The organism is Pseudomonas sp. GM33, from assembly GCF_000282295.1.
Classification (GTDB): Bacteria; Pseudomonadota; Gammaproteobacteria; order Pseudomonadales; family Pseudomonadaceae; genus Aquipseudomonas; species Aquipseudomonas laurylsulfatiphila.
Window position 1 is genome coordinate 97,176 of record NZ_AKJO01000091.1, and the last position, 26,090, is coordinate 123,265.

The following is a 26,090-nucleotide window of genomic DNA, read 5'->3' on the forward strand; positions in this document are numbered from 1 at the left end:
TGGATGGACGTGAGCAAGACCAAGAGCAGCTTCTATCGCCGGTTGTACGTGGCGTACCTGATCGACAGCGGACTGGCCAGCAGCGTCCCGGCGCTCACCGAAGTGACCGGCATGCCCAGGCGCACGGCGCAGGACACCATCGCGGCTTTGGCGGACCTGGATATCGTCTGTGAATTCGAGCAGGAAGAAGGCGCGCGCAACCATGCGGGGCGCTATCGGATTCGCGAGTGGGGGGCGATTGATCGGGGATGGATCGAGCGTAATCTGCGGCAGATCAAGGCGGTGCTGGAGTATCCCTGAAATCTTTCAGTGGTTTGACTGACGCCTTCGCGAGCAAGCCCGCTCCCACACTGGAATGCGGTCCCCTGTGGGAGCGGGCTTGCTCCGGGCGGCGTTCCGACGAAGAGGCCCTTACGGACGACGCATGCCAATGTGTGGAATGCCATCTTCCACATACTCCTCACCCGCCACGACAAACCCATAGCGCCCGTAATACCCCTGCAAATGCGCCTGGGCCGAAAGGTAGACCGGCAGGCCGGGCCAGTACTTCTCGATCTGTTTCAACGCCTGGTCCATCAGTTCATGCCCCAGGCCCATGCCGCGTGCCTGCGGGGCAATGATCACCCGCCCGATCACCACGTCGCCACCCTGCGATTGAGGGTCAAGCAACCGCAGGTAGGCCACCAGCTGGTTACCGTCCCAGGCCATCACGTGGCAGGTGTCGCCATCCAGGTCCTGGCCATCAATGTCCTGGTAAACGCATTTCTGCTCGACGACGAACACTTGCGCGCGCAGCTGCAAAATGGCGTACAGCTGCTCCTTGCCCAGGTCGCTGTGATGTTTGCAGATCCAATCGACTGTCATGTTTTGATTCCCTGAAAACGTGGTTCCGATACTAAGCGCACTCACGCCAGAAGTCTTTATGGCGGGAGAATCTGTGACAAAGGCCAAAATGCCATCATTCATTTCTCGCGTGGATGTCTTCTTTGTGTAATCTGGATCGAAGCGCTGTGCGGTGGCTTCGATGAGCTAATGTTGAGTACCCGGGTATCGCCGGATCAGGGGCCTTGGGGTTTTGGCTGAAAACACGTCGGGCAATCGCCCGCTAAGGATTTTCTAGCATGCCGCGATTGCATCGAGCTTTTGCTTTGATTGGATTGCTGTTGCTGGTTCAGGAAGCGGCGGCAGAAAAACTGCGGTTGGTTGCCGATGCCTGGCCACCCTTTACCGATGCCACGCTCGTCAACGGTGGCCTGGCCACGGACATTGTCAGTACCGCGCTCGCCAGGGCCGGCTATGCCAGTGAATTTGAACAAGTGCCTTGGGCGCGGGCCTTGATGGGGTTGGGTGAGGGCCGATACGACGTGCTGGTCAATGCCTGGTACACCGAGGAGCGTACAAGGCTCGGCCAGTTTTCCGGCGAATACCTGCTCAATCGCGTACGTTTTCTCAAGCGTAAGGACGCGCCCATCGAATTCAATAACCTGCAGCAATTGCACACTTATCCGATTGCCATCGTGCGCGGTTACGCCTATTCGCCCGGGTTCGACAACGATGACTCGTTGCAGAAAATCCCCGTACACAGCTTCGCCATGGCCGTGCGTATGGTCGCTGCCGACCGGGTCAAACTGACGCTGGAAGATGAGTACGTCGCCCGCTATTACCTGGCCCGCGAGTCACCCAAGGTACGAAACGCCGTGGAATTCCTGCCCAAGGCCTTGAGCGAGAACAGCCTGCATATTCTGGTCAGTCTGAAGAACCCGCAGCATGAGCAGATCGTTGCCGGATTCGACCGGGAGATCGCGGCGATGAAGGCGGACGGGAGTTATGAAAAGTTGATGAAGCAGCATGGGATGTGAGTGCATTGATCCGGATTCTGTACTGTTGCTGATGGCCTCTTCGCGGGCAAGCCCGCTCCCACAGTGGGCGAGGGTGAACACAAATCTTGTGATCATCAGATAACCCTGTGGGAGCGAGCTTGCTCGCGATGAGGCCCGCTCAGACACCACAGATCTCAATCTTCGCTCGTATCCTTGATGAGATGCGCCGCCAACGTCCGCAACGGCCCGAGCTGCCGGCAGATCAATGCCAACTGCGTCTGCACCAGTCGCTGGCCTTCATCGATTTCATCCGGCATCTGTTCCAGCTCATTGGCCAGTGCTTCCTCTTCATCGCTCTGAATCGCAATCGAAGCCTTGCTCGCCAGTCCCTGGGCGATCTCGTCGATGCTGGCAGCCAGTTTCACCCCGGCCCCCTCGATCAACTGTTCACGCACGTCTGCCGGCAGTTGGGTTTCCCGGTGCGCACCCAGGCCCGACAGGTAACTGAGCAGCGTGTGCGACAGCACCAGGAAGCGAAAGCCCACGTCCGCTTCCTTTCGGAAATGCCCAGGTTCCATCAGCATATTGGCCAGCGTGGTCGACAGCGCCGCGTCGGCGTTGTGCGCGTTGCGGCGGGCCAGGCGGTAGGCCAGGTCGTCGCTTTTGCCCGCCGCGTACTGCTGCATGATCTGGCGCAGGTAAATGCTGTTGCAGGCCAGGGTGTTGGCCAGCACTTTGTTCAGGCGCCGGCCCTGCCAGTCCGGCAGGAACAGGAACACCGCCAGCCCGGCGATCAGGCTGCCGAGCAAGGTATCGAACAGCCGTGGCAGGAACAGTCCATAACCGTCACCCACCTGATTGAAGCAGAACAGCACCATCAGGGTGATTGCCGCCGTCGCCAGGGTGTAGCGGGTGGTGCGGTTGGTAAAGAACACCACCCCGGCAGCAATGGCGAAGCACGATTGGATCAGCGGGTTCGGGAACAGGTCGAACAGCGCCCAGGCCAACGTCAGGCCGATGGCGGTGCCAATGATCCGTTGACCGAGTTTACGGCGAGTGGCGCCGTAGTTCGGTTGGCAGACGAACAGCGTCGTGAGGATGATCCAGTAGCCCTGGGACGGGTGAATCAAATGCACCATGGCGTAGCCGATGCTCAACGCCAGGGGCAATCGCAGGGCATGACGGAACAGCAACGAGGTCGGCGTCAGCTGCGTGCGCAGGCGAACCCACACGTCCTTGAGGTTGCGTGGCGAACGGTCGAGCAAGCTGCTGTCGGTGGCGTCGGCCAGGGCGTCGGGGTTGCTGGCATCGCTGAGCAAGCGGTCGAGGGTGCCGAGGTTGGCCGCCAGTGCCCGCAGCGAACGCAGCAGGCCGCGCCAGGCCGGGTTGCTCTGGATGCGCAGGTGTTCGAGAGAGGCATCCAGATCGCTGAGGGCCTCGGTGAAACTGGCGTCATAGGTGAACGGTTGACGCATCTGGATCGATTCTGCCAGGGCACGGCAGGCTTTGCCTTGCTGACGCAACAGGCGTTGGCAGCGGAACATGACGTCACTGTGGAAAAACGCTTCTGCGAGTGCGTTGTACGGATAGTGTGAAGAGCTGGCGCGTTCGTGGATGTCCTGGGCGAGGAAGTACAGTTTCAGGTAGCGGCTGACCTTCGACCCCGGGCGCCCGTTGCCGACTCGGTGCAGGATGATTTCCTTGGCGGCATTCAGGGCCGCCACTACCCGGCCGTTCTGCTGGGCCAGTTCCAGGCGCCGGGCTTCCACGTCCATCTGCCGGATCGGCTCGAACAGCGAGGATTTCAGCTTCAGGTAAAAGCCCAGTTCGCGGAACAGCCGCGCAAGGCTCTGCTGCACCGGCTGATTGGAAAACAGCGCCTGCCACAACACCGACAGCAGGCCATACCAGGCGGCACCGGCCACCAGCAGCACCGGCTCGTGCCAGACGTCGGTCACCGCGCCGCCACGCTGGTCCACGCCGATCATGGTGTAGACCGACAGGATCAAGGTTGCCGAAGCAATCGCGCCATAGCGCTCGCCGAGGGCACCGAGCATGGTCAGGCAGAACGCGGCCAGGGCGAAAGCGATGATAAACAGCGAGGGGTAGGGGAAGAGCAGTTCGACGGACAGGGCGGCAACCGCGAAACACACCAGCGTCACCGCCAGCGCGTTGAGACGGCCCTGCCAGCTGTCGTCGGTCTCGGCCAGGGCACTGGCGATAATCCCCAGGAACAACGGGATCAGCAGGCCCATTTCGTCCTGATACCAACACAGCGCCATGGTGCCGGTCAGGGCGATGAATACCCGCACGCTGTAGCTGAATTTATCCAGCGCCCAAAGGCGCCGCAGAGACTGGCGGAACGAAGTCGATGACATGAAGTGCGAAGGCCTTCCGAGGCAATGACGCTAAATTGAGCCACTAATGACGCCGACGCAATGGCGCCGATCACATCAGACAGCAAAATCTGTTCCTTTGAGCATTGGTGATCTGGGTTGATCACAAGTTTTGTGGCTGGCCGAGAAGCCTGTGGGAGCGAGCTTGCTCGCGATGAGGTCATAACATTCAACAGAGATGTTGACTGATAGGCCGCCATCGCGAGCAAGCTCGCTCCCACAGGGGGATTGTGTAGGTTTCTGAATCAGACGTACTGCGCCGCCGCGTAGCCCGAAGCCCAGGCCCACTGGAAGTTGAATCCGCCCAGATGCCCGGTGACATCCAGCACTTCACCGATGAAATACAGGCCCGGGCTTTTCAGCGATTCCATGGTCTTGGACGACACTTCATTGGTGTTGACGCCGCCCAGGGTCACCTCGGCGGTGCGATAACCTTCGGTGCCCGCCGGCACGACTTTCCAGCTCGCCAGTTTCTCGGCGATGTCAGCCAGTTCCGCGTGGGTGTACTGCTTCATCGGTTTGGAGACGAACCAGTTGTCCGCCAGCAGGTTGGCCATCTTCTTGGTGAAGATTTCACCGAGCAGGGTTTTCAGCTCGCTGTTGGGGCGTTCGGCCTGTTGCTGTTGCAGCCAGCCCGGCACGTCGTGATCCGGCATCAGGTTGATCTCGACGGTATCGCCGGACTCCCAGAATGACGAGATCTGCAAAATCGCCGGGCCGCTGAGGCCGCGGTGGGTAAACAGGATGTTCTCGCGGAAGCTCTGGTCGTTGCAGCTCACCAGGCAATCCACCGAGGTACCGGACAACTCGGTGCACAACACCTTGAGTTGATCGGTGATGGTGAATGGCACCAGGCCGGCGCGGGTCGGCAGCAGCTCGTGGCCGAACTGCCTGGCCACCTGGTAACCGAAGCCGGTGGCGCCCAGCGTCGGGATCGACAGACCGCCAGTGGCGATCACCAGGGATTCGCAGGTGATCTGGTCGAGGGTCGTGTCCAGCAAATAGCCCTTCTCAAGCTTTTCGATGGTCTGGATAGAGGTGTCCAGGTGCAGGTTGACGCCGACCTGGTCGCACTCGTTCAGCAGCATTTCGAGGATGTCGCTGGATTTGTTATCGCAGAACAGCTGGCCGAGTTTTTTCTCGTGATACGGCACGCCGTGCTTGGCCACCATGCCGATGAAATCCCACTGGGTATAACGGGCCAGGGCGGATTTGCAGAAATGCGCGTTCTGCGAGAGAAAATTGCTTGGTTCCGTGTACATGTTGGTGAAATTACAGCGACCACCGCCGGACATCAGGATTTTCTTGCCTGCCTTGTTGGCATGGTCGAGCAGCAGCACCTTGCGCCCGCGCCCGGCGGCAGTCAGCGCACACATCAACCCTGCGGCGCCAGCGCCAATGATCACGACTTCGGTAGAGCGCAAAACGGTGTCCTCTTGATGACTCACCACAAAACAAACCTGTAGGAGCGAGCCTGCTCGCGATGGACGTCAACGATAACGCGGGGTGTCTGATACCCAGCGGTGTTCTGTCGTCCATCGCGAGCAGGCTCGCTCCTACAGGGGGCAATGCGTTTTTACAGGATACGCACGCGCAACGAGCGGCCCTTGATCTTGCCGTCGTTCAAACGCTGCAAGGCCTGTTTGGCGACGCCGCGCTCAACGGCCACATAGGCCTGGAAGTCGAAAATCGCGATCTTGCCGACCTGGGCGCCGGGGATGCCGGCGTCGCCGGTCAGTGCGCCAAGAATGTCGCCCGGACGGACTTTGTCCTTGCGGCCGCCAGCGATGCACAGGGTGCTCATCTGCGGCAACAGCGGACCACCGCCCTTGGAGGTGAGGTTGTCCACCTGATCCCAGGTCAGCGGTGTTTTCTGCAATTGCTCGATGGCTTGCGCCCGCTGTGCTTCGGACGGCGCCACCAGGCTGATCGCCAGGCCTTTCTCACCGGCGCGGCCGGTACGGCCGACGCGGTGGATGTGGATTTCCGAATCGCGGGCCAGCTCGACGTTGATCACCATATCCAGGGAATCGATGTCCAGGCCACGGGCAGCGACGTCGGTGGCGACCAGTACCGAAGTACTGCGGTTGGCGAACATCGCCAGCACCTGGTCGCGGTCGCGCTGTTCCAGATCACCGTGCAGGCCAACGGCGGAGATGCCTTTGGCGGTCAGGTGATCGACGGTTTCCTGAACCTGCTGCTTGGTGAAGCAGAAGGCTACGCAGGACGCCGGACGGAAGTGGCCAAGTACCTTGGTCACCGCACTCATGCGGTCATCCGGAGAGATCTCGTAGAAGCGCTGCTCGATCTGCGTGTCGTCGTGGAACGCTTCGGCCTTCACTTGCTGCGGGTTGCGCATGAACTTCGAGGCCAGCTGCTTGATGCCCACCGGGTAGGTCGCGGAGAACAGCAGGGTCTGGCGACGCTCCGGGGCCTGCATGATGATTTCTTCGATCGAGTCGTAGAAACCCATGTCGAGCATGCGGTCGGCTTCGTCGAGGATCAGGGTGTTGAGGCCGTGAAGGACCAGCGAGCCCTTGCGCAGGTGCTGCTGGATGCGCCCCGGCGTGCCGACGATGATGTGCGCGCCGTGCTCCAGCGAAGCGATCTGCGGGCCGAGGGACACGCCGCCGCACAGGGTCAGGACCTTGATGTTGTCTTCGGCACGGGCCAGGCGACGGATTTCCTTGGCGACCTGGTCGGCCAGTTCGCGGGTCGGGCACAGGATCAGTGCCTGGCAACCGAAGTAACGCGGATTGATCGGGTTCAGCAGGCCGATGCCGAAGGCCGCGGTCTTGCCGCTGCCGGTCTTGGCCTGGGCGATCAGGTCCATCCCTTTGAGGATCACCGGCAAGCTTTGCGCCTGGATCGGCGTCATCTGGGCATAACCGAGGGATTCGAGGTTAGCCAGCATGGCGGCAGACAGCGGCAAAGTATTAAATTCGGTGGCGATGGTGGTCACGGGACTGGCCTGCAAAACAAAATGTCGCGCAGTGTACCAGTCCGATGGCCATTCGCCCTAAGGCTCGATGTGTTCTTCCGGACGTTTGACGCGCCGTCCGTCATTCTTTGACAGTTGCGAGAAGATTGTCGCGGCCAGCATCGCCATGATCCCGACAGTCACAAACGTCAGCTGGAATGCGCCCAGCACCGTCTCCACGCCATCATTGCCGATTTCCGCCGTGAAGCCCCCGAGCAACGCACCGGCGCAGGCAACGCCCAGGCTCAGGGACAATTGCGCGACCACCGACAGCAGGCTGTTGCCGCTGCTGGCGCTGGCGTCGTCGAGGTCGATCAGGGTCACGGTGTTCATCGCGGTGAACTGCAGGGAGTTGATCGCACCAAGGATCGCCAACAGGCACAGCAGTAGCCAATAAGGCGTCTGCTCGCTGACCAGGCCCATGCTCGCCAGCATGATGCCCAGTGCCAGGGTGTTGCCGGTCAGCACGATGCGGTAACCCAGACGCTCGATCAGCGGCCGTGCCACCCACTTGGCGATCATCGCCGCAGCGGCCAGCGGCAGCATGCTCATCCCGGCCTGGGACGGCGAGTAGCCCAGCGCCACTTGCAGCAGCAAAGGCACCAGAAAGGGCAGGGCGCCGCTGCCGAGACGGGCGAACAGGTTGCCGAGGATGCCCACGGCAAAAGTCCGGGTCTTGAACAGCGACGGCGCGAACAACGGGTTCTCGATATGCCCGGCGCGCAACCAGTACGCCGCCAGGCACGCCATGCCGCCGAACAGCAGCAACATCACCCGCAGGTGCGGCAAGTGCAATTCGCCCAGGCCTTCCATGGCGATGGTGATCAGAATCATCGCCGCGCCGAACAGCACGAAGCCCAGGCTGTCGAAACGCGTGCGTTCCGAGCCGCGCAGGTCCGGGATGAATTTCCACACGGCGTAGCATCCCACCAGCCCCACCGGTAGGTTGATCAGGAAGATCCAGTGCCAGGTCAGGTATTGCACCATCCAGCCGCCCATGGTCGGGCCGATCAAGGGGCCTAGCAGCCCGGGAATGGTGATGAAGCCCATGATCCGCACCAGTTCCGAACGCGGGTAGGCACGCAGTACCACCAGCCGCCCGACCGGCAGCATCAACGCTCCGCCAAGGCCCTGGATCACCCGGGCGCCGATCAGCAGGCTCAGGCTGCTCGACAATGCGCAGAGCAACGAGCCGAGGCTGAACAGCAGGATTGCGCTGAAGAAGATCTTCCTGGTGCCAAAACGGTCGGCGATCCAGCCCGAAGCCGGGATCAGCAAGGCGACCGTGAGCATGTAGGCGATGATCACCCCTTGCATGCGCAATGGGTCCTCGGCCAGGTCGCGGGCCATGGCCGGCAGGGCGGTGTTGAGGATCGTCCCGTCGAGGGACTGCATGAAGAAGGCAATGGCGACGACCCAGGGTATCCAGCGGGCGGTGACAGCGTCGAGAGGCGGGCGGTTGGGCATGGGACCTCTGTTGGGTTGGCTGGGACCATTGTGGCGAGGGGGCTTGCCCCCGTTGGACTGCGAAGCAGTTCCAGCTCAGCAAATGCGTTGCGTCAGAAAATACGCATTCGCTGGATTTACGACGGCTTCGCCGCCGAACGGGGGCAAGCCCCCTCGCCACAGGACTCTCGGTGTGTTGGAGTGTTGTATTTACAGAGTCAAAGTAAGTCGACTGACCAACGCCCCCGGTAGCAACGCCGAAGCCGTCGCCCGCTGGCTGTACGTACTCGCCGACAACAACAACTCCCGCTCCGTGGTCAACGCTTCCAGCCGCGAACCGAGCAGGCTGAAGGCGCTGTCATCAAAGCGCATGGTGTTGACCGGTGCTTGAATCTCGCCGTTCTCGACCCAGAACGTGGCAAAGCGGGTCATGCCGGTCAGGCGTGCGGCCGGTTGATCCGAAAAGTTCAGGTACCACAGGTTGCTGATGTACAGCCCCGTACCCAACTGCTTGAGGATATCCGCGTCAGGCAATGCACCGGCCTTCATGTTCAGCGCGCTCGGGGATTCACCGCCGCTGGCGCCGTTGGCAGTCAAACCGTACTCCGCGGCGCTGCGCGAGCTGACCAGTTGTGCCCCGGCCTTGCCGTTGACGATCAGCCCCAGGTCACTGCGCGGATAACCTTCATCGGAAAACGCCGGGCTGAGTGAGCCGCTGACTTTTTCGTCCAGCGAAACCAGCGGGCTGAACGCGCTGTCGCCACCGTAGAGCCTTTGCAGCGGGCTGCTTTTGCTGGCAATCGACTGTGCCGAGAAACCACCCCAGCACAGCATGCCCATGATTTCTTCCAGCGCCGCCGGTGCCAGGTAAGCGCGGTACTCGCCGGGCGCCAAAGTGCGTAGCGGCCGTCCCAGAAACTCAAGCTGCTCGCGGGCTTGCTCGAAGCGTTTGGCAAAGCCTTCGCTGTTCCAGTCTTGCCCGGCATAGCTGGCCTTTACCGCCTGGCCGTTCTCGTGGAACAGGCTGAAGTCGAAATTGAAACTGTTGGCCTGATGCCAGCCGAAGGCGCCCGAAGAACTGGCAAATCCACGACTGATCGGTCCGGCAGCGTAGAAACCGACAAGATCCAGGCCTTCGGCGGCCTGGGTGATTTGCGCGACCACCTGTTCGGTGTCCGGCAGCGGTTGGGCCTGCACGTTGTTGCTCTGCCAGCCATTGTGGTTGAGCAGCAGATACGGGTCCGGAGGTAGCAGCGGCAAGGTGTCGCGCAGCTGTTGCAGGCCTTCGTTCAAACGTTGCAGATCAACCTGAGGATCGCCGGCCAACGTGATTTGCAGGTCGGCATGGCGGCCTTCGTTGATCAGTTTCAGGCCGATGCTCGCCTGCTGCACCTGACCGGCCTGACGCACCTTGGCGTGGTTGAAACGTATGAAGGCCGAAGATTCGGCGGCGTAGCTGAGGGTGAACTGTTCGGGCTCGTGAAGCGCTGCACGCAGGCTGTTGACCAGCGCCTTGAACGATACGGACTGGCTGATTGACGGATGCATCAGGCGTCTCCTCCGAATACATCAACGTTGCTGAACACGCAGGCCGGTGATGCGTGGCCGACGCGGATCACCTGGTTCGGCTCGCCCTTGCCGCAATTCGGTGTGCCGAGGACCTTGAAGGTGCTGGCATCGCCGACAGCGCTGAGGCTTTTCCAGAACTGCGCGGAGATGCCCCTGTAATTGGGATTCTTTACCACTCCCTTGAGTTCGCCGTTTTCGATCAGTTGGCCCCATTCGCAGCCGAACTGGAATTTATTGCGGGCATCGTCGATCGACCAGGAACGGTTGGTCGACATCAGCACGCCGTGTTCGATACCGCCGATCAACTGCTCGATGGACTGATCGCCCGGCTCGATGTTGAGGTTGGCCATGCGATCGATCGGCGGACGATTCCAGCCGCAGGCGCGGCTGTTGGCGACGCCGTCCATGCCGGCCCGGAATTGCGACAACGCACCGCCCAGCGGGCGCAGCAACAGACCTTCGCGGATCAGGAACTGTTTGCTGGCGGGCGTGCCGTCGTCGTCATGGCCATAGCTGGCGAGTTCTTCGGGGATGTCCGGGTCGAAGGTCACGTTGAGCAGGCCGGAGCCGTATTGCAGTCGGCCGAAATCTTCGGCTTTGACGAAACTGGTGCCGGCGTAATTGCGCTCGTCTCCCAGAATGCGGTCCAGCTCCAGTGGGTGGCCGATGGATTCGTGGATTTGCAGCATCATCTGGTCGGGCATCAGCAGCAGGTCGCGCTTGCCTTGCGGTGTGTTTGGCGCCAGCAGCAGTTGCAGCGCCTGATCAGCCACCTGGGCACCGGCACCGATCAGGCCGCAGCGGCTGATGACGTCTGCCGCGCCTTGCTGGCCGAAGTTCTCGCGACCCAGGCTGCGGGTCTGGCTGTCGTTGCCGTCGTAGGCCGTGACGTCCAGGCCAGGGTACACAAAGCGTTGCGCCTGGCGCAGTTCGGCACCGGCGCTGTTGAGGTAAATCTGCTCGACGTGAGTGATGCCGAGGCTGACCTGCCAGTTCACCAGCCGCTCGTCCCTGGGCACGGCGGCCGACTCGGCGCCGAGCAGTTGGTAGCAGTCGCTCAGGGACGGGAAAGGCTGGTCGAGGTTCGGCGAAAAGTAATCGGCACGGTCGCTGGAAACAGCCTGTTCACGCAGGTCCAGCAAGGCGTGGGGCTTGAGTCGACGGGCCTGGTGTTCGGCGCGCTCGAGGGCGGCCTGCAGGCCTTGTTGCGACAGATCGTTGGTCGCCGCATAAGCCTCGACGCCGTTGACCCGCACGGTCAGCATCGCCCCTTCGTCACGGCTCAGGCTCGGCGGTTCGGCGACGTTCTTGCGCACCGACAGGTACTGCCCGGATTCGCGCACATAACGCAGGGAAAAGAATTCAGCACCCGTGCGCAAGGCAGCGAAGCGCTGCTTGAGCTGGGGGTAGAAGTCGAACATTCGTGAACCTCCTGGTTATGGAGTGGCGATGGCGCGGTGCTGCGAGGGGAAGGGGTGAAACGATTGCGTGGCGCTAGATTAGGCCTGCGAGGGGGGAGGATCAAGGGTGAAGCGGTGGAGGAACGGATTGCAAAGTGCAGAGGACGAGTGACGAGTTGGCTGATGATTGAGTTCGCGAACAGCCATTGCAGCTTGCTCGCGAACAACTTCTTGGTCAGGTAAAGTACTGCGTTCAGCCGTTCAAATAAATGAAAGCCGCAACATAAATGAATAGGCTTGCAAAAAAAGCAGGCAGGATCTTTCTTGTTTTGGCGACCGCAATGAAGGTGCCGATCAGCAAGAATAGCTTCAGTGCATCCAGCGTTTCAAATTGCTGTATCAGTGTCAGAGCATCCTTTTTGTTGAATGCAGTGTCGTAAATGATGACGCCCAACATTGCTTGCGCGCTGTAGCTAATAAACCGATAAAAGGAACCCTGGGTTTGCGTAAGTGCGGTGCTGTTTTTGAATGCAAAGGGAAGGGCACGAAATGCAAAGGCGGTAATGGCGGAAAATGCGATAAGAAACCAGATTGTCATGGAGCTACACCACCTCGTTTCTTGTAATTGTTTTCAATCAGCACGATCAAGCCGCCGATTATAAAAGGCGTGCAGAGCAAGCTGTAATCCTTGAATAGATAGACCAGTAATGGTGCGCCGACAAAGCCAAGCCAGTAACTCGATACTTCCGAATAGTGAGGCCAATGCTTGCCGGCCAAAGCGGTGAATTGTAAGGGTAATAGAAGTGTCATCGCTGCGTAGATGGCCGGTGAGGTGAATTCCGCGCCGGCGATGAAACCGATGTAGGTGCAGATTATCGATACACCAAATATTGGAAGACCAAGGCCAATCATGTAAGTGAAGGGGTGGTCGGTTTTGTGTTTGAATCGAGTGACACACCCTGTGAATATCGATGGCGTGATCAGAATCAAGGAAGCCATGGTTTTTGTAGTGGAAGTGCTTCTTATGTAGGGGGCAAGTGTTGCGGAAAGTAGTACGAAGCGAGCGTTGAGTGCCACGATGATAGGGAGCAATATCCATCCGTCGTTATAGCTTTGAATTAGCAGGAATTGCAGCGGGGTGGAGAATATTAACAGGGTCGTTGCGAGCGCTTGGCTTAATGATAATGATTGCGTCGCGCTTAAGATACCGATGGATAAGTACAGAAAAATGAATGCGACGCCAAACGTGATTGCATCGCGTGCACCTTCAATAAAAACATTGGCGACCGAAGATCGAGTGGATGTACCTGAAGTCATCATCAATGGGCCACCCGCGTATAGCTGCTTTCATCCAGCGGGAAGTATTGTTTTCTAGGGCCCTTGCTTCGGAACAGTAATCGGGGCGTTGTGTTGAATGTCGAGTTGTGCGCTTGTTCGCGAGCCTCGCTGGTGTCGATATTCAGCATCGGCCGGGCATGCAGAGTTTTGTGGTTGGCTACAATCAGGAACGTACCGGTTTCAGCTGTTGAAACATGATGTTTTGCGTTTGGCAGGCCGGTCCGGATTTTGTCCAGGACGTGCTGGCCGCCATTTTTTGCGCGCATCCGCTCACCGTTCTCCGAATCAATGCGAAAATCCAGCGAAAAAAGAAAACCGTAGAGTTCGGAAAACTCAACTACGTGACGAACCCGTTTTTTTAAGCCACTGACGTTTTTGCCGGAAATGAACGTTGCTTGCATCGTCAATAACTCGCGTATGTCCTCATCGTTTAAAACGCAAAGTAGATCGCTTGGGAAATAATAGGCGGTGGGGGTTTTTGTGACGTCACGGCAAACGGTCAGGGCCAGAAAATCAACATTCAGGTTCTCATACAAGTCATCGGAGTGTGGGGTGATATCTCCGTGACCATTGCCCCACTCCCGATATTTTTCCGCGGAGGGTTTTAGATACAATGCTTTGTGTTCTTCGTATTCGTATTTAATGTCAGTGAGATAAAACAGGTCGGCCAAGGCCTCGTGCACCGTTAAAGCGAGTTTTGGCGAGTCAAGGCTGAATACATTTTTGATGCAGACGGCCGCGCATCCATTTGCCAGTCCTACTTTGTCAAAATAATAGGTGTCTTCAGTGCGCAGGTAAGTTAGAAAAAGGTTAACCAATTGTGTTTTCAAGACGTGCGTATCGTGGTGGATGTTTTTTTTCCACCAGGACTCAACAACGCCAGCCAAATAGCTGAAGTCCAGAGTTATTGTTTTTTTTTTTTTGGATATTCTGTCTCGAAAGTAACTTGGATCCTTGGATAGGTCGATGTCTGGCATGTCCTTGATCTCCATTGAAACTGCTCGCGTCCGGCTGAAACGGGGCGCGGATAGTAATGGAGGTTTTTAAGCTCGTGTGAATACATGTGTAACGAGTTTTGTTGTGGGTTTTAAAATTGATTTTAGTTACTTTGTGTGAAGATTGTTGTTTGTTTTAAGCAGCTTGTGTTAGCCGAAAAAAAACCGCCAACCCCGAAGGGCTGACGGTTTTGTGTGAAGCAAGTGCGAGAGTTGTTACAGAGCAGTCTGGCTCACTTCCCGCACTGGCTTGCCCTTCACCGGCGCTTCACCGGCCACGTAGTAAGTGGCTGTGCTGCGCGGCAATGGCTTGCGACCACGGATCTTGTCGGCGATTTTCTCGGCCATCATGATCGTGGGTGCGTTGAGGTTGCCGGTGGTGATGATCGGCATGATCGAGGCATCGACAACCCGCAGGCCTTGCATGCCATGCACGCGACCTTCGCCATCGACCACGGCCATGTCGTCGGTGCCCATCTTGCACGAGCAGGACGGGTGGAAAGCGGTTTCGGCATGTTCGCGGATGAACTTGTCCAGTTGCTCGTCGGTTTGCACCTCGATGCCCGGACTGATCTCGCGACCACGGAAAGCGTCCAGCGCCGGCTGCTGCATGATTTCACGGGTCAGGCGGATGCCGTCGCGGAATTCCTGCCAGTCCTGCTCGGTGGCCATGTAGTTGAACAGGATGCTTGGGTGCTGGCGTGGGTCCTTGGACTTGGCCTGGATGCGCCCACGGCTTGGCGAACGCATGGAGCCCATGTGCGCCTGGAAGCCGTGCTCTTTCACGCCGTTGCTGCCGTTGTAGTTAATCGCCACCGGCAGGAAGTGGTACTGGATGTTCGGCCATTCGAATTCCGGACGGGTGCGGATGAAACCGCCGGCTTCGAACTGGTTGCTGGCGCCGATGCCGGTGCCGTTGAACAGCCACTCGGCACCGATGGCCGGCTGGTTGTGCAACAGCAGCGACGGGTACAGCGAGACTGGCTGGGTGCAAGCGTATTGCAGGTACAGCTCAAGGTGGTCCTGCAGGTTTTCACCGACGCCCGGCAGGTCGTGGACCACCGGAATGTCGAGCTTGTTCAGCAGCTCGGCCGGGCCGACGCCGGAGCGTTGCAGGATCTGCGGCGAAGCGATGGCGCCGGAGCACAGCAGCACTTCCTTGCGTGCTTTGACTTCAACGCGCTCTTCAGCCGCGCCCACCAGGTAACGCACGCCGACCGCACGCTTGCCTTCGAACAGGATCTTGTCGGTCAGGGCGTGGGTGACGATGGTCAGGGTCGAACGCTTCTTGGCGACGTCCAGGTAACCACGGGCGGTGGAGGCACGACGACCTTTCGGTGTCACGGTGCGATCCATCGGGCCGAAGCCTTCCTGCTGGTAGCCGTTCAAGTCTTCGGTGCGCGGGTAACCGGCCTGCACGCCGGCTTCAACCATGGCGTGGAACAGCGGGTTGTTGCCGGCTTTCGGCGTGGTCACGCTGACCGGGCCTTCGCCACCGTGGTAGTCGTTCGGGCCGATGTCGCGGGTTTCCGCCTTGCGGAAATAGGGCAGGCAGTCCAGGTACGACCAGTCTTCCAGGCCTGGCAGTTTCGCCCAGCCGTCGTAGTCCATGGCGTTGCCGCGGATGTAGCACATGCCGTTGATCAGCGAGGAACCGCCCAGGCCCTTGCCGCGACCGCACTCCATGCGACGACCGTCCATGTGTGGCTCAGGATCGGTTTCGTAGGCCCAGTTGTAGCGACGGCCTTGCAGCGGGAACGCCAGGGCGGCCGGCATTTGCGTGCGGAAGTCGAAACGGTAGTCCGGACCGCCGGCTTCCAGCAGCAGGACGGTGACGCCGGCGTCTTCGGTCAGACGGGTCGCCAGGGTGTTACCGGCCGAGCCGGCACCGATGATGATGTAGTCGAATTCTTGGGACATTGAATGCACCCTCTTTGATGGTGGTCAGGTCGGGCCTCGGCGAGTGCTGCGCACTCGATTCGCGAGCAAGCCCGCTCCCACATTTAATCTCTGGTGTACACAGGGTCTGTGTGCGCCGCGGGTCCCTTGTGGGAGCGGGCTTGCCCGCGAAGAGGCCCTCGCAGGCAATACAGGACTCGGGTCTTAGAACACCGAGACGTAATCGCCCAGCTCGACCTGTACCGATTTGATGCGGGTGAAGTTGTTCAGGGAGCTGATGCCGTTCTCACGGCCGACACCCGACTGCTTGTAGCCGCCAACCGGCATCTTCGCGTCGGACTCGCCCCAGGCGTTGATCCAGCAGATACCGGCTTCCAGTTGGTGAATCACGCGGTGTGCGCGGTTCAGGTCGCGGGTGACGATACCGGCGGCCAGGCCGAATTCGGTGTCGTTGGCGCGACGGATCACTTCTTCTTCGGTTTCGTAGGTGAGGATCGCCATCACCGGGCCAAAGATTTCTTCACGAACGATGGTCATGTCGTCGGTGCAGTCGGTGAACACGGTCGGGGCCACGAAGGCGCCTTTGGCGAATTCGCCGTCGGTCAGGCGCTCGCCGCCGCACAGTACGCGGGCACCTTCTTCCTTGCCCTTGGCGATGTAGCCCAGCACGTTTTCCATGTGGGCGAAGCTGACCAGTGGGCCGAAGTTGGTGTTTTCGTCTTCAGGGTTACCGACGCGGATGCGCGCAACGCGCTCAACGATCTTGGCTTCGAAAGCGGCTTTCAGGTGGGCCGGTACGAACACGCGTGTGCCGTTGGTGCACACCTGACCGGAGCTGTAGAAGTTGGCCATCATCGCGGTGTCGGCAGCGCGATCGAGGTCGGCGTCGTCACAGATGATCAGCGGCGACTTGCCGCCCAGTTCCATGGTCACTTCCTTGAGCGAAGAGCTCGAAGCGCTGGCCATGACTTTCTTGCCGGTGTCGGTGCCGCCGGTGAACGAGACTTTCTCGATGCGCGGGTGCTCGGTCAGCCAGGTGCCGACTTCACGGCCGCTGCCGGTCAGGACGTTGAACACGCCGTTTGGCACGCCGGCTTCGGTGTAGATCTCGGCCAGTTTCAGGGTGGTCAGCGAGGTGACTTCGCTTGGCTTGAAGATCATCGCGTTACCGGCCGCCAGGGCTGGCGCGGATTTCCACAGGGCGATCTGGATCGGGTAGTTCCACGCGCCGATACCGGCCACGACGCCCAACGGCTCGCGACGGGTGTAGACGAACGAGGTGGTGCGTAGCGGAATCTGCTCGCCTTCGATGGCCGGAACCAGGCCTGCGTAGTACTCCAGCACATCGGCGCCAGTGACGATGTCGACGTAGCGGGTTTCGGAGTACGACTTGCCGGTGTCCAGGGTTTCCAGGGCGGCCAGTTCGTCGTTGCGCTCACGCAGGATTTCCACGGCGCGACGCAGGATGCGCGAACGCTCCATGGCGGTCATGGCAGCCCAGATTTTCTGGCCCTTTTCGGCACTGACGACGGCGCGCTCGACGTCATCGAAGGTGGCACGTTGTACTTTTGCGAGGACTTCACCGTTAGCCGGGTTGATGGCTTCGAAAGTGGCGTCGCTGCTGGCGTCAGAGTAAGCGCCATCGATGTAGAGTTTTTGCAATTCGAAACGGGCCATAAAGTCCTCGCAAGTGCATCAGTGATTGGCGCGGTCCGGTGGTTGAGCGTTCTGTGTGCTCTAACTCACCTGCTTGGCCAGTTGGAAATCCATGTATTCGTAAGCGATCTGGTGCGCCTGCCCGGTGTCGAAAGCATCTCCCGACAGCGCGCCGCGCAACCACAAACCGTCAATGAGGGCTGCCAGGCCACGGGCTGCACTGCGCGCATCGTCGAGCGGCAGTACGCGACGGAACTGGCAGCACAGGTTGGAATACAGACGGTGATCGTTGATCCGCTGCAACCTGTGCAAAGACGGGTGGTGCATGCTGGTGGCCCAGAAGGCCAGCCAGGTTTTCATTGCCGGGCCATTGACCTGGCTGGCGTCGAAGTTGCCTTCGATGATCACCTGCAGATGCGCCCGCGGGCTTGCATCTGTCAGCGCCTGACGGCGCGCGGTGACGTTCTCGCTGAGGACACTCATCAGGTACTGCGCCGTGGCAGCGATCAGGCCGTTCTTGTCCTGAAAGTAATGACTGATGATGCCATTCGAGACACCGGCCAAACGGGCGATCAGCGCAATGCTGGCGTCCCCCATTCCGACCTGGTCGACCGCCAGCAATGTGGCTTCGATCAACTGTTGGCGGCGGATGGGTTGCATACCGACCTTGGGCATCTTGCACATCTCCTTAGGCCTTCCGGCAGACGTCAAACGACTACCGGCTTGAGGGCCAGTCTATTTTGTTTTGATTGAACGTTCAATCAACAAAGAATAAGATCTGCGACAAATCGTCGCTGCCTTCAGATTTTTCCTACATGTAGCGGCGGAAAAAATGACTTCCGAATCTGCTCGAAACCTACGCGCTGTGGCGCTCAAGGGGTTTCGGGCTTTTTTCGGGCTGTCTTTATATCACCCGCTGGTCGGCTGCCCACTAACCGATTGGTCGGGTAACTCGTTTGCCTTGCGTTCTTCTCTCGCACTGCCCGGAGCATCTGTGCCATGAGTTCTGCCTCGCTAATAAAGACCCCACCGCAGAAGGTGTCGGTCAACGGTTGGGTGTTCTACACCTCTACCGCGTTGATTCTGTTGTTGACCGCCATTCTGATCATCGCCCCGCAAGAGGCCGGCAGAATGCTGGGTACGGCGCAAGCCTGGTTGTCCCGCAGCTTCGGCTGGTACTACATGGTGGTGATTGCCGCCTATCTGATTTTCGTCGTCGGCCTGGCGTTTTCGTCCTACGGCAAACTCAAGCTGGGCAGCAAGGATGACACCCCGGACTTCAGCTACGGCGCCTGGGCGGGGATGCTGTTCTCTTCGGGTATCGGCATCTCGTTGTTGTATTTCGGCGCGTCCGAACCGCTGGACCACTACTTCAACCCGCCGGAAGGCGTGGCCGGCAGCAACCTCGCGGCACGTCAGGCAGTACAACTGACGTTCCTGCATTGGGGCCTGCACGGCTGGGCGATTTACGCGCTGGTCGGTTTGGCGGTGGCGTACTTTGCCTACCGCCATAACCAGCCGCTGGCGTTGCGTTCGGCGCTGTATCCGCTGGTGGGTGAGCGCTGGGTCAAGGGTGCGGCCGGTCATGCGGTGGACGGCTTCGGCATGTTCGTGACCCTGCTGGGTCTGGTGACCAACCTGGGGATTGGTTCGCTGCAGGTGTCATCGGGCCTTGAAAACCTGTTCGGCATGGAGCACAGCAACACCAACCTGCTGATCGTGATCATCGTGATGAGCACCGTGGCGACCATCGCCGCTGTGTCGGGCGTGGAAAACGGCATCCGTCGTCTGTCCAACCTGAACATCGTATTGTTCAGCGGCTTGCTGATTTTCGTCCTGCTGTTCGGCCCGACCCTGCACCTGCTCAACGGCTTCGTGCAGAACGTCGGCGACTACCTGAACGGCGTGGTGCTGAAGACCTTCGACCTCTATGTGTATGAAGGCGACGCCGAGAAATCCGACCGCTGGTTGGGCCTGTGGACCCTGTTCTACTGGGCCTGGTGGATTTCCTGGGCACCATTCGTGGGCATGTTTATCGCACGTATTTCCCGTGGCCGCACGGTGCGTGAACTGGTGGCCGGCGTACTGCTGATTCCGCTGGGCTTCACCCTGGCGTGGCTGTCGATCTTCGGTAACTCGGCCCTGGACCTGGTGATGAACCATGGGGCGGTGGAGCTTGGAAAAACGGCGCTGGAACAGCCGTCCATGGCGATCTACCAGTTGCTTGAGCATTACCCGGCGTCGAAGGTGGTGATCGGCGTATCGATCTTTGTCGGTTTCGTGCTGTTCCTGACCCCGGCGGATTCCGGCGCGGTGATGATGGCCAACCTGTCGTGCAAGGGCGGTACCGTCGATGAAGACGCTCCGCACTGGCTGCGGATCTTCTGGTCGGCGGTGATCACCCTGGTGACCATTGGCCTGCTGTTCGCCGGCAACTTTGAAGCCATGCAGACCATGGTGGTACTGGCTGGTCTGCCGTTCTCGGTGGTGCTGGTGTTCTTCATGTTCGGCTTGCACAAGGCCATGCGCCAGGACGTGCAGATCGAACAGGAGCAAGCGGAACTGGCTGCGCGCGGTCGTCGTGGTTTCAGCGAGCGTTTGACCCAGCTGGACCTGCAGCCAAGCCAGTCGGTGGTGCAGCGCTTCATGGACAAGCAAGTGAGCCCGGCGCTGGAAGATGCGACGGCGCAAATGCGTGCTCAGGGCCTGAAGGTTCAGACGCTGCTGGGCAAGTCCAAGCGTTGCATGGGCGTGCGCGTCGAGATGGAAGAGGGCAACCCCTTTGTCTACGAAGTCAGCCTGGACGGTTACCTGGCCACGCCGACTGAATCGGCACAGTCCGATGAGGCGCGTCAGCGTTTCTATCGCGCCGAGGTTTACCTGCATAACGGTAGCCAGGACTACGACTTGATGGGTTTCACCCAGGATCAGATCACCCGTGACGTGCTCGATCAGTTTGAAAGCCATCGGCAGCTGCTTGGCCGGGTTTACAGCTAAAGCTTGGGTCTGCGGTGTACGGAATGGACCGCAATCCCTGTGGGAGCGAGCTTGCTCGCGATAGCGGAGGGACAGTCAACACTCATGTTGAATGTTAAGCCCTCATCGCGAGCAAGCTCGCTCCCACAGGTTGTTCACCGTACATATGGGAGCGGGCTCGCCCGCGAAGGGGTCATCAGCATCAACGCTGCATTACCCGATACCCCATAAACAAAAACGCCGCGATTCTCTCGCGGCGTTTTTGTGTCTGTTGCCTTACCCCAGGTTCTTGCCGAGCAGTGCGTGATACAGCTCGCTGTCGCCCAGAATCCCCACCACCTTGTTGTTGTCATGCAGCACCAGCTTGTTGCCGGTCTGATAACGAATCTGCAGCGCATCGCGCATGCCGATGTTCGAGTCCACCAGGGTTGGTCGACGACCCAGGCCTTCAACGGCCTGACCCGGTATCCAGTTCTGCAAGTCCAGCGCAGAGCCGTTCTGGCGAGCGCCCTTGATGGTGTTGCCTTCGGCCAGGTCCAGCCACGAATCACCGCCTGGATCCAGGCACACCGAACCGTTGATGCGCTTGCAGTTGTCCAGGGTGCGCATCAGGCTGCGGCCGCACAGTACGTTCAGCGGGTTGGTGTGGGCCACGAAGGTCCGCACGTAATCGTCCGCAGGGTTGAGGACGATTTCTTCCGGTTTGCTGTACTGGATGATCCGGCCGTCTTTCATGATCGCGATACGGGAGCCCAGTTTCAGGGCTTCGTCGAGGTCGTGGCTTACGAACACGATGGTCTTGCTCAGCTTGCGTTGCAGCTCCAGCAGTTCGTCCTGCAGACCCTGGCGGATCAGCGGGTCGAGTGCCGAGAACGGTTCGTCCATCAGCAGGATGTCCGCGTCCATCGCCAGGGCGCGGGCCAGGCCCACACGTTGTTGCATACCACCGGACAGCTCGTTGGGTTTCTTGTTGCGCCACTGGGTCAGGCCCACCAGCTCAAGCTTGTCGTCCACCAGTTTGCGTCGTTCTTTCTCGGGCCGACCCTGCATTTCCAGGCCAAAGCTGATGTTCTCGCGAACGGTCAGCCAAGGCATCAGGGCGAACTTCTGGAACACCATCGCGATGCGTTTGGTGCGCATCATTTTCAGTTCGGCCGGGGTGCAGGAGGCGATGTCGATCTGCTTGCCTTCGTGCTCGACGAACAACTTGCCACGGCTGACGGTGTTCAGGCCGTTGATGCAGCGCAGCAGGCTGGACTTGCCGGAACCTGACAGACCCATCAGTACGCAGATCTCACCTTTTTCGATATCCAGGCTGGCTTTTTCAACACCGACGATCTGCCCGGTCTTTTTCAGGATCTCGTTGCGGGTCATGCCCTGATCCAGCAGCTTGAGCGCCTCGCGTGGGTCTTTGGAGAAGATAACGTCAACGTTATCGAAGCGAATAATGCTCATGCGTCACCCCCTACTTTGGCGTCGGGTTGTTTGCAGATACGGTCGAGCATGATCGCCAGCAGTACGATCGCCAGGCCTGCTTCGAAGCCCAGGGCGATATCAGCAGTGTTCAGTGCGTTGACCACCGGTTTGCCCAAACCATCGGCGCCCACCAGTGCCGCGATCACTACCATCGAAAGAGACAGCATGATGCACTGGGTGATGCCTGCCGCGATGCTTGGCATGGCGTGGGGCAGTTCGATTCGCGAGAGCAGCTGACGCCGGGAGCAGCCAAAAGCCTTGCCGGCGTCCATCAGTTCTTCCGGAACATCGCGGATACCCAGGTAGGTCAGGCGGATGGGCGCGGCAATCGCGAACACCACCGTCGAAATCAGGCCCGGGACCACACCCAGACCGAAGAGGGTCAGGGTAGGAATGAGGTACACGAAGGTCGGTACGGTCTGCATCAGATCGAGTACCGGACGCATTACAGTATAGAACATCGGCTTATGCGCGGCGACGATGCCCAGGGGCACGCCAATGAGCACGCAGACCAGGGTGGCGAACAACACCTGGGCGAGGGTTTCCATGGTTTCCTGCCAGTACCCCAGATTGAGGATCAGCAGAAAGGAGGCAACGACAAACGCGGTCAGGCCCCATTTGCGTTGAATGAAGTGTGCCAGTAGCGCGATCAGGCCGATCAGTACCAGCGGGTTGAACCAGGTCAGCGCAAACGTCACGCCGTGGATCATCGTTTCCAGTGTCACGGCGATTGCGTCGAAGGTGCTGGCGCCGTGTTGCGTCAGCCATTCAACGAAGCCCGCGATGTACTGGCCTAAAGGGATTTTCTGATCAATCAGCATGGTAGTGAACGTCCGCATGCAAGGAAATAAACAGCCCGGACGGCCGGAGCCGTCCGGCATAAGCGATTACTGGTTGAGCTTGGCTTTCACGGCTTCCAGGCCAGGTTTACCGTCAGTGGTGGTTACGCCAGCGAGCCAGGTATCGAGCACCTGTGGATTCTTTTTCAGCCAGGCCTTGGCGGCCGCGTCAGGCTTCATCTTGTCGTCCAGGATGTTGCCCATCAGTTCGCTTTCCATGTCGACCGTGAACTCCAGGTTTTTCAGCAACTGACCGACGTTGCTGCATTCCTCGGCGTAGCCCTTGCGGGTGTTGGTCGCCACAGTGGCGGCGCCAAAGTCGGGGCCGAAGAAATCGTCGCCGCCGGTCAGGTATTGAATCTTGAAGCGCTTGTTCATCGGGTGCGGCGCCCAGCCCAGGAACACCACGGCGGTGTCGCGTTTCTGCGCACGGTCGACCTGCGACAGCATGCCGGCTTCGCTGGACTCGACGACCTTGAAGCCCGCGTCCTTGAGGCCGAAGGCGTTCTTGTCGATCATCGACTGGATCAGGCGGTTGCCGTCGTTGCCAGGCTCGATGCCGTAGATCTTGCCGTCGAGCTCTTTCTTGAATTTGGCGATGTCAGCGAAGTCATGCAGCCCCTTGTCGTACAGCGCTTGAGGGACGGCGAGGGTGTACTTGGCGCCCTTGAGGTTGGTGCGCACGGTATCCACGGTGCCGGCATCGCGGTAGGCCTTGATGTCGTTTTCCATGGTCGGCATCCAGTTCCCCAGGAACACGTCCATGTTCTTGCCGTCGGCCAGCGACTTGTAGGTCACGGGTACGGAAATCATGGTGGTCTTGGTCTTGTAGCCGAGGGCGTTGAGCACGACGCTGGTGGTGGCGGTGGTGGCGGTGATGTCGGTCCAGCCGACATCGGAGAAGTTTACGGTATTGCATTGCGCCGGTTCTGCGGCTTGCGCCAGAACCGGCAGACTAAGCATGGCGGCCAACAACAACGACGGGGAACCTTTCATGGATGGACTCCTTGGTGTTTTTTTTGGCAGTGTTCCGACTGGACCACCGCACTTATAGGTTGCGGTTGGATGGCGTTCTGGAGACAGCTCTACCACGGCGCCTTGCAATCGAGTCGATATGATCATGTACCAGTGAAAATCTGACGCCTACAGGGCGCGTCGTATCCAGTACAGGGATGGTCGCATCCAGTGTCGGTGACGTCGTTTACAGATTTTTTCAGCCCTTTTTTCCCCTCTGAACCGCAAAAAAACGGCGAAAACACGGCGTAAAAGACACGCGGCGTTGGTGGGCATGAGTGCGTCGGTTAGAGACGTCGAACAACAGGACAAAAGCTTGATGATGCGCTCATCTCGGCGGATTGCAGCTTCAGCGTAGCAGCTCCGTCACCGTGCGCTTTGGCGTGCGCAGTGGGCCCATTCAGGAGTTCGTCAGTCATGGCTATCAGTGTTTTCGACCTGTTCAAAATCGGCATCGGCCCTTCCAGTTCGCACACCGTGGGGCCCATGCGGGCAGCGGCGTTGTTTGTGCAGGGCTTGCGCGAGCGGGGGCTGCTGGAACAGGTACGGCGTGTCGAAGTTCAGCTGTTTGGCTCATTGTCGGCCACGGGCATCGGCCACGGCAGCGACAACGCGGTGATCATGGGCCTGATGGGCGAGTGGCCGGATGCGATCGATCCGTCGCAAATCGGCATCCGTATCCAGGCCCTGCGCGAAACCCATACGCTGTTGCTCGACGGTCGCCTGTCGGTGCCGTTCGTCTGGGCTCGGGACATGCGCCTGATTGACGAAAACCTGCCGTTCCACCCCAACGCCATGACCCTGGTTGTCGAAGGCGATGACGGCGAACTGCATCGCGACACCTACTATTCGGTCGGCGGCGGTTTTGTCGTCGATGAGGCGCAAGCCTCCAGCGGTGTCGTGGATCTGGATCGCACCGTACTTCCTTATGACTTTTCCAGCGCCGCCGAGCTGTTGCAGCTGTGCAAGAAGCACAACCTGCGCGTGGCTGAATTAATGATGGCCAACGAGAAAGTCTGGCGCAGCGAAGAGGAAATCCGCAGCGGCCTGATGAAGCTCTGGCGCGCCATGCAGGATTGCGTCGAGCAGGGCCTGAAACACGAAGGCATCCTGCCCGGCGGGCTGAACGTGCGCCGCCGCGCGGCCAAGCTGCATCGCAGCCTGCAGGAACTGAACAAACCCAACGTGATCGGCTCGACCTTGAGTGCCATGGAATGGGTCAACCTGTTCGCGCTGGCGGTCAACGAAGAAAACGCCGCTGGCGGGCGCATGGTCACGGCACCGACCAATGGCGCGGCGGGGATCATTCCAGCGGTGCTGCACTATTTCATGAAATTCAGCGAGGCCGTGACCGACGCCAATGTCGTCGACTACTTCCTCGGTGCGGCGGCGGTGGGCATCCTGTGCAAGAAGAACGCCTCGATCTCCGGTGCCGAAGTCGGTTGCCAGGGCGAAGTCGGTTCGGCCTGCGCCATGGCGGCGGCGGGACTGGCGGAAATCCTTGGCGCCACGCCAGAGCAACTGTGCAACGCGGCGGAAATCGGTCTGGAACACAACCTCGGCCTGACCTGCGATCCGGTGGGTGGACTGGTCCAGGTGCCGTGCATCGAGCGCAACGCGATTGCAGCGGTGAAGGCGATCAACGCCGCGCAGATGGCGTTGCGGGGCGATGGTCAGCACTTTATTTCGCTGGATCGGGTGATCCGCACCATGCGCGATACCGGTGCCGACATGCATGACAAATACAAGGAGACATCGCGGGGTGGGTTGGCGGTGAGTGCGGTGGAGTGTTGAGACCGCGTCGGCCCCATCGCGAGCAAGCTCGCTCCCACAGGTTTTGCGTCGGTCACAAAAATTGTGTTCACCTTGATCCCTGTGGGAGCGAGCTTGCTCGCGATAGCGCCAGACCAGTCAAAACTGCGCGCTAAGTGAACACCCGGATTAAAACGCGCCTCCTTTTAGCGCGTCGCTCACAGATAAATTGTCTTGCCACTGATCGAGGGCCAACCAGCCCTCGACCGCTCGTCACCCGTGCCTGCGGTGACACTCCTTTCCAGTGCGGCGCAACGCCGTTCCCACAAGTGCTACCGAATTGCTCACCGCTCGTGAGCCGGGGCGCTTGCCAGTCCTGATGGCCATTTAAATCCCCACGCCTTGCAAGACATATATAGACACATTCCGACGTCGTTTTTAGGAGTTATTGAACGCACATTCAAAAATAGGCATGGCAATTGCTCTGTCATTACAAAGCCCGTCTCCCACGCGAGATCGATGGCAATAAAAAGA

At 59.6% G+C, this 26,090-nt stretch carries 20 protein-coding genes; 4 read left to right on the forward strand and 16 right to left on the reverse strand.

The window, feature by feature from the left end:
- Positions 1 to 3 precede the first annotated feature (3 nt).
- On the forward strand, positions 4 to 300 hold the full coding sequence (locus PMI26_RS12685) for a winged helix-turn-helix domain-containing protein (RefSeq protein ID WP_007894945.1): 297 nt from the start codon (positions 4 to 6) through the stop codon (positions 298 to 300).
- Positions 301 to 411: 111 nt separating this feature from the next.
- On the opposite strand, the gene PMI26_RS12680 is transcribed toward PMI26_RS12685, so the two are convergent.
- Positions 412 to 864 (reverse strand): GNAT family N-acetyltransferase, encoded by a 453-nt coding sequence (locus PMI26_RS12680; protein WP_007975472.1) that lies wholly within the window; start codon positions 862 to 864, stop codon positions 412 to 414.
- Positions 865 to 1,121: 257 nt separating this feature from the next.
- Here PMI26_RS12680 and PMI26_RS12675 point away from each other — a divergent pair, with 257 nt between their 5' ends.
- Positions 1,122 to 1,859: a substrate-binding periplasmic protein gene (locus tag PMI26_RS12675; protein WP_007975473.1), complete on the forward strand. Its 738-nt coding sequence runs from the start codon at positions 1,122 to 1,124 to the stop codon at positions 1,857 to 1,859.
- A 155-nt stretch (positions 1,860 to 2,014) separates the two neighbouring features.
- Here PMI26_RS12675 and yccS read toward each other — a convergent pair whose 3' ends face one another.
- From yccS to betI, 12 genes are all read right to left on the reverse strand, one after another.
- Positions 2,015 to 4,198, reverse strand: a complete 2,184-nt coding sequence (yccS, locus tag PMI26_RS12670; RefSeq protein ID WP_007975474.1) for a YccS family putative transporter — start codon at positions 4,196 to 4,198, stop codon at positions 2,015 to 2,017.
- Between the two features lie 263 nt (positions 4,199 to 4,461).
- Positions 4,462 to 5,640 (reverse strand): NAD(P)/FAD-dependent oxidoreductase, encoded by a 1,179-nt coding sequence (locus PMI26_RS12665; RefSeq protein ID WP_007975475.1) that lies wholly within the window; start codon positions 5,638 to 5,640, stop codon positions 4,462 to 4,464.
- A 152-nt stretch (positions 5,641 to 5,792) separates the two neighbouring features.
- A complete protein-coding gene (gene dbpA, locus PMI26_RS12660; protein ID WP_238540823.1) occupies positions 5,793 to 7,130 on the reverse strand; it encodes an ATP-dependent RNA helicase DbpA in 1,338 nt (445 codons plus the stop codon).
- A 105-nt stretch (positions 7,131 to 7,235) separates the two neighbouring features.
- Positions 7,236 to 8,663 (reverse strand): multidrug transporter subunit MdtD, encoded by a 1,428-nt coding sequence (gene mdtD / locus PMI26_RS12655; RefSeq protein WP_007975478.1) that lies wholly within the window; start codon positions 8,661 to 8,663, stop codon positions 7,236 to 7,238.
- Between the two features lie 189 nt (positions 8,664 to 8,852).
- Positions 8,853 to 10,190, reverse strand: coding sequence for a TldD/PmbA family protein (locus PMI26_RS12650; protein WP_007975479.1), 1,338 nt, complete (start codon positions 10,188 to 10,190; stop codon positions 8,853 to 8,855).
- Positions 10,190 to 11,632 (reverse strand): TldD/PmbA family protein, encoded by a 1,443-nt coding sequence (locus tag PMI26_RS12645; RefSeq protein WP_007975480.1) that lies wholly within the window; start codon positions 11,630 to 11,632, stop codon positions 10,190 to 10,192. Before PMI26_RS12645 ends, PMI26_RS12650 begins: the two co-directional genes overlap by 1 nt.
- Before the next feature lie 232 nt (positions 11,633 to 11,864).
- The gene (locus PMI26_RS12640) at positions 11,865 to 12,209 is read right to left on the reverse strand and encodes an AzlD domain-containing protein (protein WP_007975481.1); all 345 of its coding nucleotides are present in this window, start codon (positions 12,207 to 12,209) and stop codon (positions 11,865 to 11,867) included.
- Positions 12,206 to 12,931 (reverse strand): AzlC family ABC transporter permease, encoded by a 726-nt coding sequence (locus PMI26_RS12635; RefSeq protein WP_007975482.1) that lies wholly within the window; start codon positions 12,929 to 12,931, stop codon positions 12,206 to 12,208. Before PMI26_RS12635 ends, PMI26_RS12640 begins: the two co-directional genes overlap by 4 nt.
- Positions 12,931 to 13,926 (reverse strand): hypothetical protein, encoded by a 996-nt coding sequence (locus PMI26_RS12630; RefSeq protein WP_007975483.1) that lies wholly within the window; start codon positions 13,924 to 13,926, stop codon positions 12,931 to 12,933. The genes PMI26_RS12635 and PMI26_RS12630 overlap by 1 nt, the downstream gene beginning before the upstream one ends.
- A 234-nt stretch (positions 13,927 to 14,160) precedes the next feature.
- On the reverse strand, positions 14,161 to 15,864 hold the full coding sequence (gene betA, locus PMI26_RS12625; protein ID WP_007975484.1) for a choline dehydrogenase: 1,704 nt from the start codon (positions 15,862 to 15,864) through the stop codon (positions 14,161 to 14,163).
- Positions 15,865 to 16,047: 183 nt separating this feature from the next.
- A complete protein-coding gene (gene betB, locus PMI26_RS12620; RefSeq protein ID WP_007975485.1) occupies positions 16,048 to 17,520 on the reverse strand; it encodes a betaine-aldehyde dehydrogenase in 1,473 nt (490 codons plus the stop codon).
- 60 nt (positions 17,521 to 17,580) lie between these two features.
- Positions 17,581 to 18,174, reverse strand: coding sequence for a transcriptional regulator BetI (gene betI, locus PMI26_RS12615; RefSeq protein ID WP_007975486.1), 594 nt, complete (start codon positions 18,172 to 18,174; stop codon positions 17,581 to 17,583).
- Positions 18,175 to 18,555: 381 nt separating this feature from the next.
- Here betI and PMI26_RS12610 point away from each other — a divergent pair, with 381 nt between their 5' ends.
- Entirely contained in the window at positions 18,556 to 20,496 is a 1,941-nt protein-coding gene (locus PMI26_RS12610; RefSeq protein WP_238540824.1) for a BCCT family transporter, read from the forward strand.
- A gap of 255 nt (positions 20,497 to 20,751) precedes the next feature.
- On the opposite strand, the gene choV is transcribed toward PMI26_RS12610, so the two are convergent.
- The 3 genes from choV to PMI26_RS12595 all read right to left on the reverse strand — a co-directional run bounded on the left by choV (position 20,752) and on the right by PMI26_RS12595 (position 23,786).
- Complete coding sequence (choV, locus tag PMI26_RS12605) at positions 20,752 to 21,930, reverse strand: choline ABC transporter ATP-binding protein (RefSeq protein ID WP_007975488.1); 1,179 nt, start codon at positions 21,928 to 21,930, stop codon at positions 20,752 to 20,754.
- Entirely contained in the window at positions 21,927 to 22,772 is an 846-nt protein-coding gene (gene choW / locus PMI26_RS12600) for a choline ABC transporter permease subunit (RefSeq protein ID WP_007975489.1), read from the reverse strand. The genes choV and choW overlap by 4 nt, the downstream gene beginning before the upstream one ends.
- Positions 22,773 to 22,838: 66 nt before the next feature.
- Complete coding sequence (locus tag PMI26_RS12595) at positions 22,839 to 23,786, reverse strand: choline ABC transporter substrate-binding protein (protein WP_007975490.1); 948 nt, start codon at positions 23,784 to 23,786, stop codon at positions 22,839 to 22,841.
- Positions 23,787 to 24,221: 435 nt separating this feature from the next.
- On the opposite strand from PMI26_RS12595, the gene PMI26_RS12590 reads away from it, so the two are divergent.
- Positions 24,222 to 25,598: an L-serine ammonia-lyase gene (locus tag PMI26_RS12590; RefSeq protein WP_007975491.1), complete on the forward strand. Its 1,377-nt coding sequence runs from the start codon at positions 24,222 to 24,224 to the stop codon at positions 25,596 to 25,598.
- Positions 25,599 to 26,090 lie beyond the last annotated feature (492 nt).

Excerpts from the sequence above, each read along its gene's own strand:
- PMI26_RS12685 (WP_007894945.1), top strand. The coding sequence starts at position 4 with ATGGACGTGAGCAAGACCAAGAGCAGCTTCTATCGCCGGTTGTACGTG.
- PMI26_RS12680 (WP_007975472.1), bottom strand. The coding sequence starts at position 864 with ATGACAGTCGATTGGATCTGCAAACATCACAGCGACCTGGGCAAGGAG.
- PMI26_RS12675 (WP_007975473.1), top strand. The coding sequence starts at position 1,122 with ATGCCGCGATTGCATCGAGCTTTTGCTTTGATTGGATTGCTGTTGCTG.
- yccS (WP_007975474.1), bottom strand. The coding sequence starts at position 4,198 with ATGTCATCGACTTCGTTCCGCCAGTCTCTGCGGCGCCTTTGGGCGCTG.
- dbpA (WP_238540823.1), bottom strand. The coding sequence starts at position 7,130 with ATGCTGGCTAACCTCGAATCCCTCGGTTATGCCCAGATGACGCCGATC.
- mdtD (WP_007975478.1), bottom strand. The coding sequence starts at position 8,663 with ATGCCCAACCGCCCGCCTCTCGACGCTGTCACCGCCCGCTGGATACCC.
- PMI26_RS12650 (WP_007975479.1), bottom strand. The coding sequence starts at position 10,190 with ATGCATCCGTCAATCAGCCAGTCCGTATCGTTCAAGGCGCTGGTCAAC.
- PMI26_RS12645 (WP_007975480.1), bottom strand. The coding sequence starts at position 11,632 with ATGTTCGACTTCTACCCCCAGCTCAAGCAGCGCTTCGCTGCCTTGCGC.
- PMI26_RS12640 (WP_007975481.1), bottom strand. The coding sequence starts at position 12,209 with ATGACAATCTGGTTTCTTATCGCATTTTCCGCCATTACCGCCTTTGCA.
- PMI26_RS12635 (WP_007975482.1), bottom strand. The coding sequence starts at position 12,931 with ATGATGACTTCAGGTACATCCACTCGATCTTCGGTCGCCAATGTTTTT.
- PMI26_RS12630 (WP_007975483.1), bottom strand. The coding sequence starts at position 13,926 with ATGCCAGACATCGACCTATCCAAGGATCCAAGTTACTTTCGAGACAGA.
- betA (WP_007975484.1), bottom strand. The coding sequence starts at position 15,864 with ATGTCCCAAGAATTCGACTACATCATCATCGGTGCCGGCTCGGCCGGT.
- betB (WP_007975485.1), bottom strand. The coding sequence starts at position 17,520 with ATGGCCCGTTTCGAATTGCAAAAACTCTACATCGATGGCGCTTACTCT.
- betI (WP_007975486.1), bottom strand. The coding sequence starts at position 18,174 with ATGCCCAAGGTCGGTATGCAACCCATCCGCCGCCAACAGTTGATCGAA.
- choV (WP_007975488.1), bottom strand. The coding sequence starts at position 21,930 with ATGAGCATTATTCGCTTCGATAACGTTGACGTTATCTTCTCCAAAGAC.
- choW (WP_007975489.1), bottom strand. The coding sequence starts at position 22,772 with ATGCTGATTGATCAGAAAATCCCTTTAGGCCAGTACATCGCGGGCTTC.
- PMI26_RS12595 (WP_007975490.1), bottom strand. The coding sequence starts at position 23,786 with ATGAAAGGTTCCCCGTCGTTGTTGTTGGCCGCCATGCTTAGTCTGCCG.
- PMI26_RS12590 (WP_007975491.1), top strand. The coding sequence starts at position 24,222 with ATGGCTATCAGTGTTTTCGACCTGTTCAAAATCGGCATCGGCCCTTCC.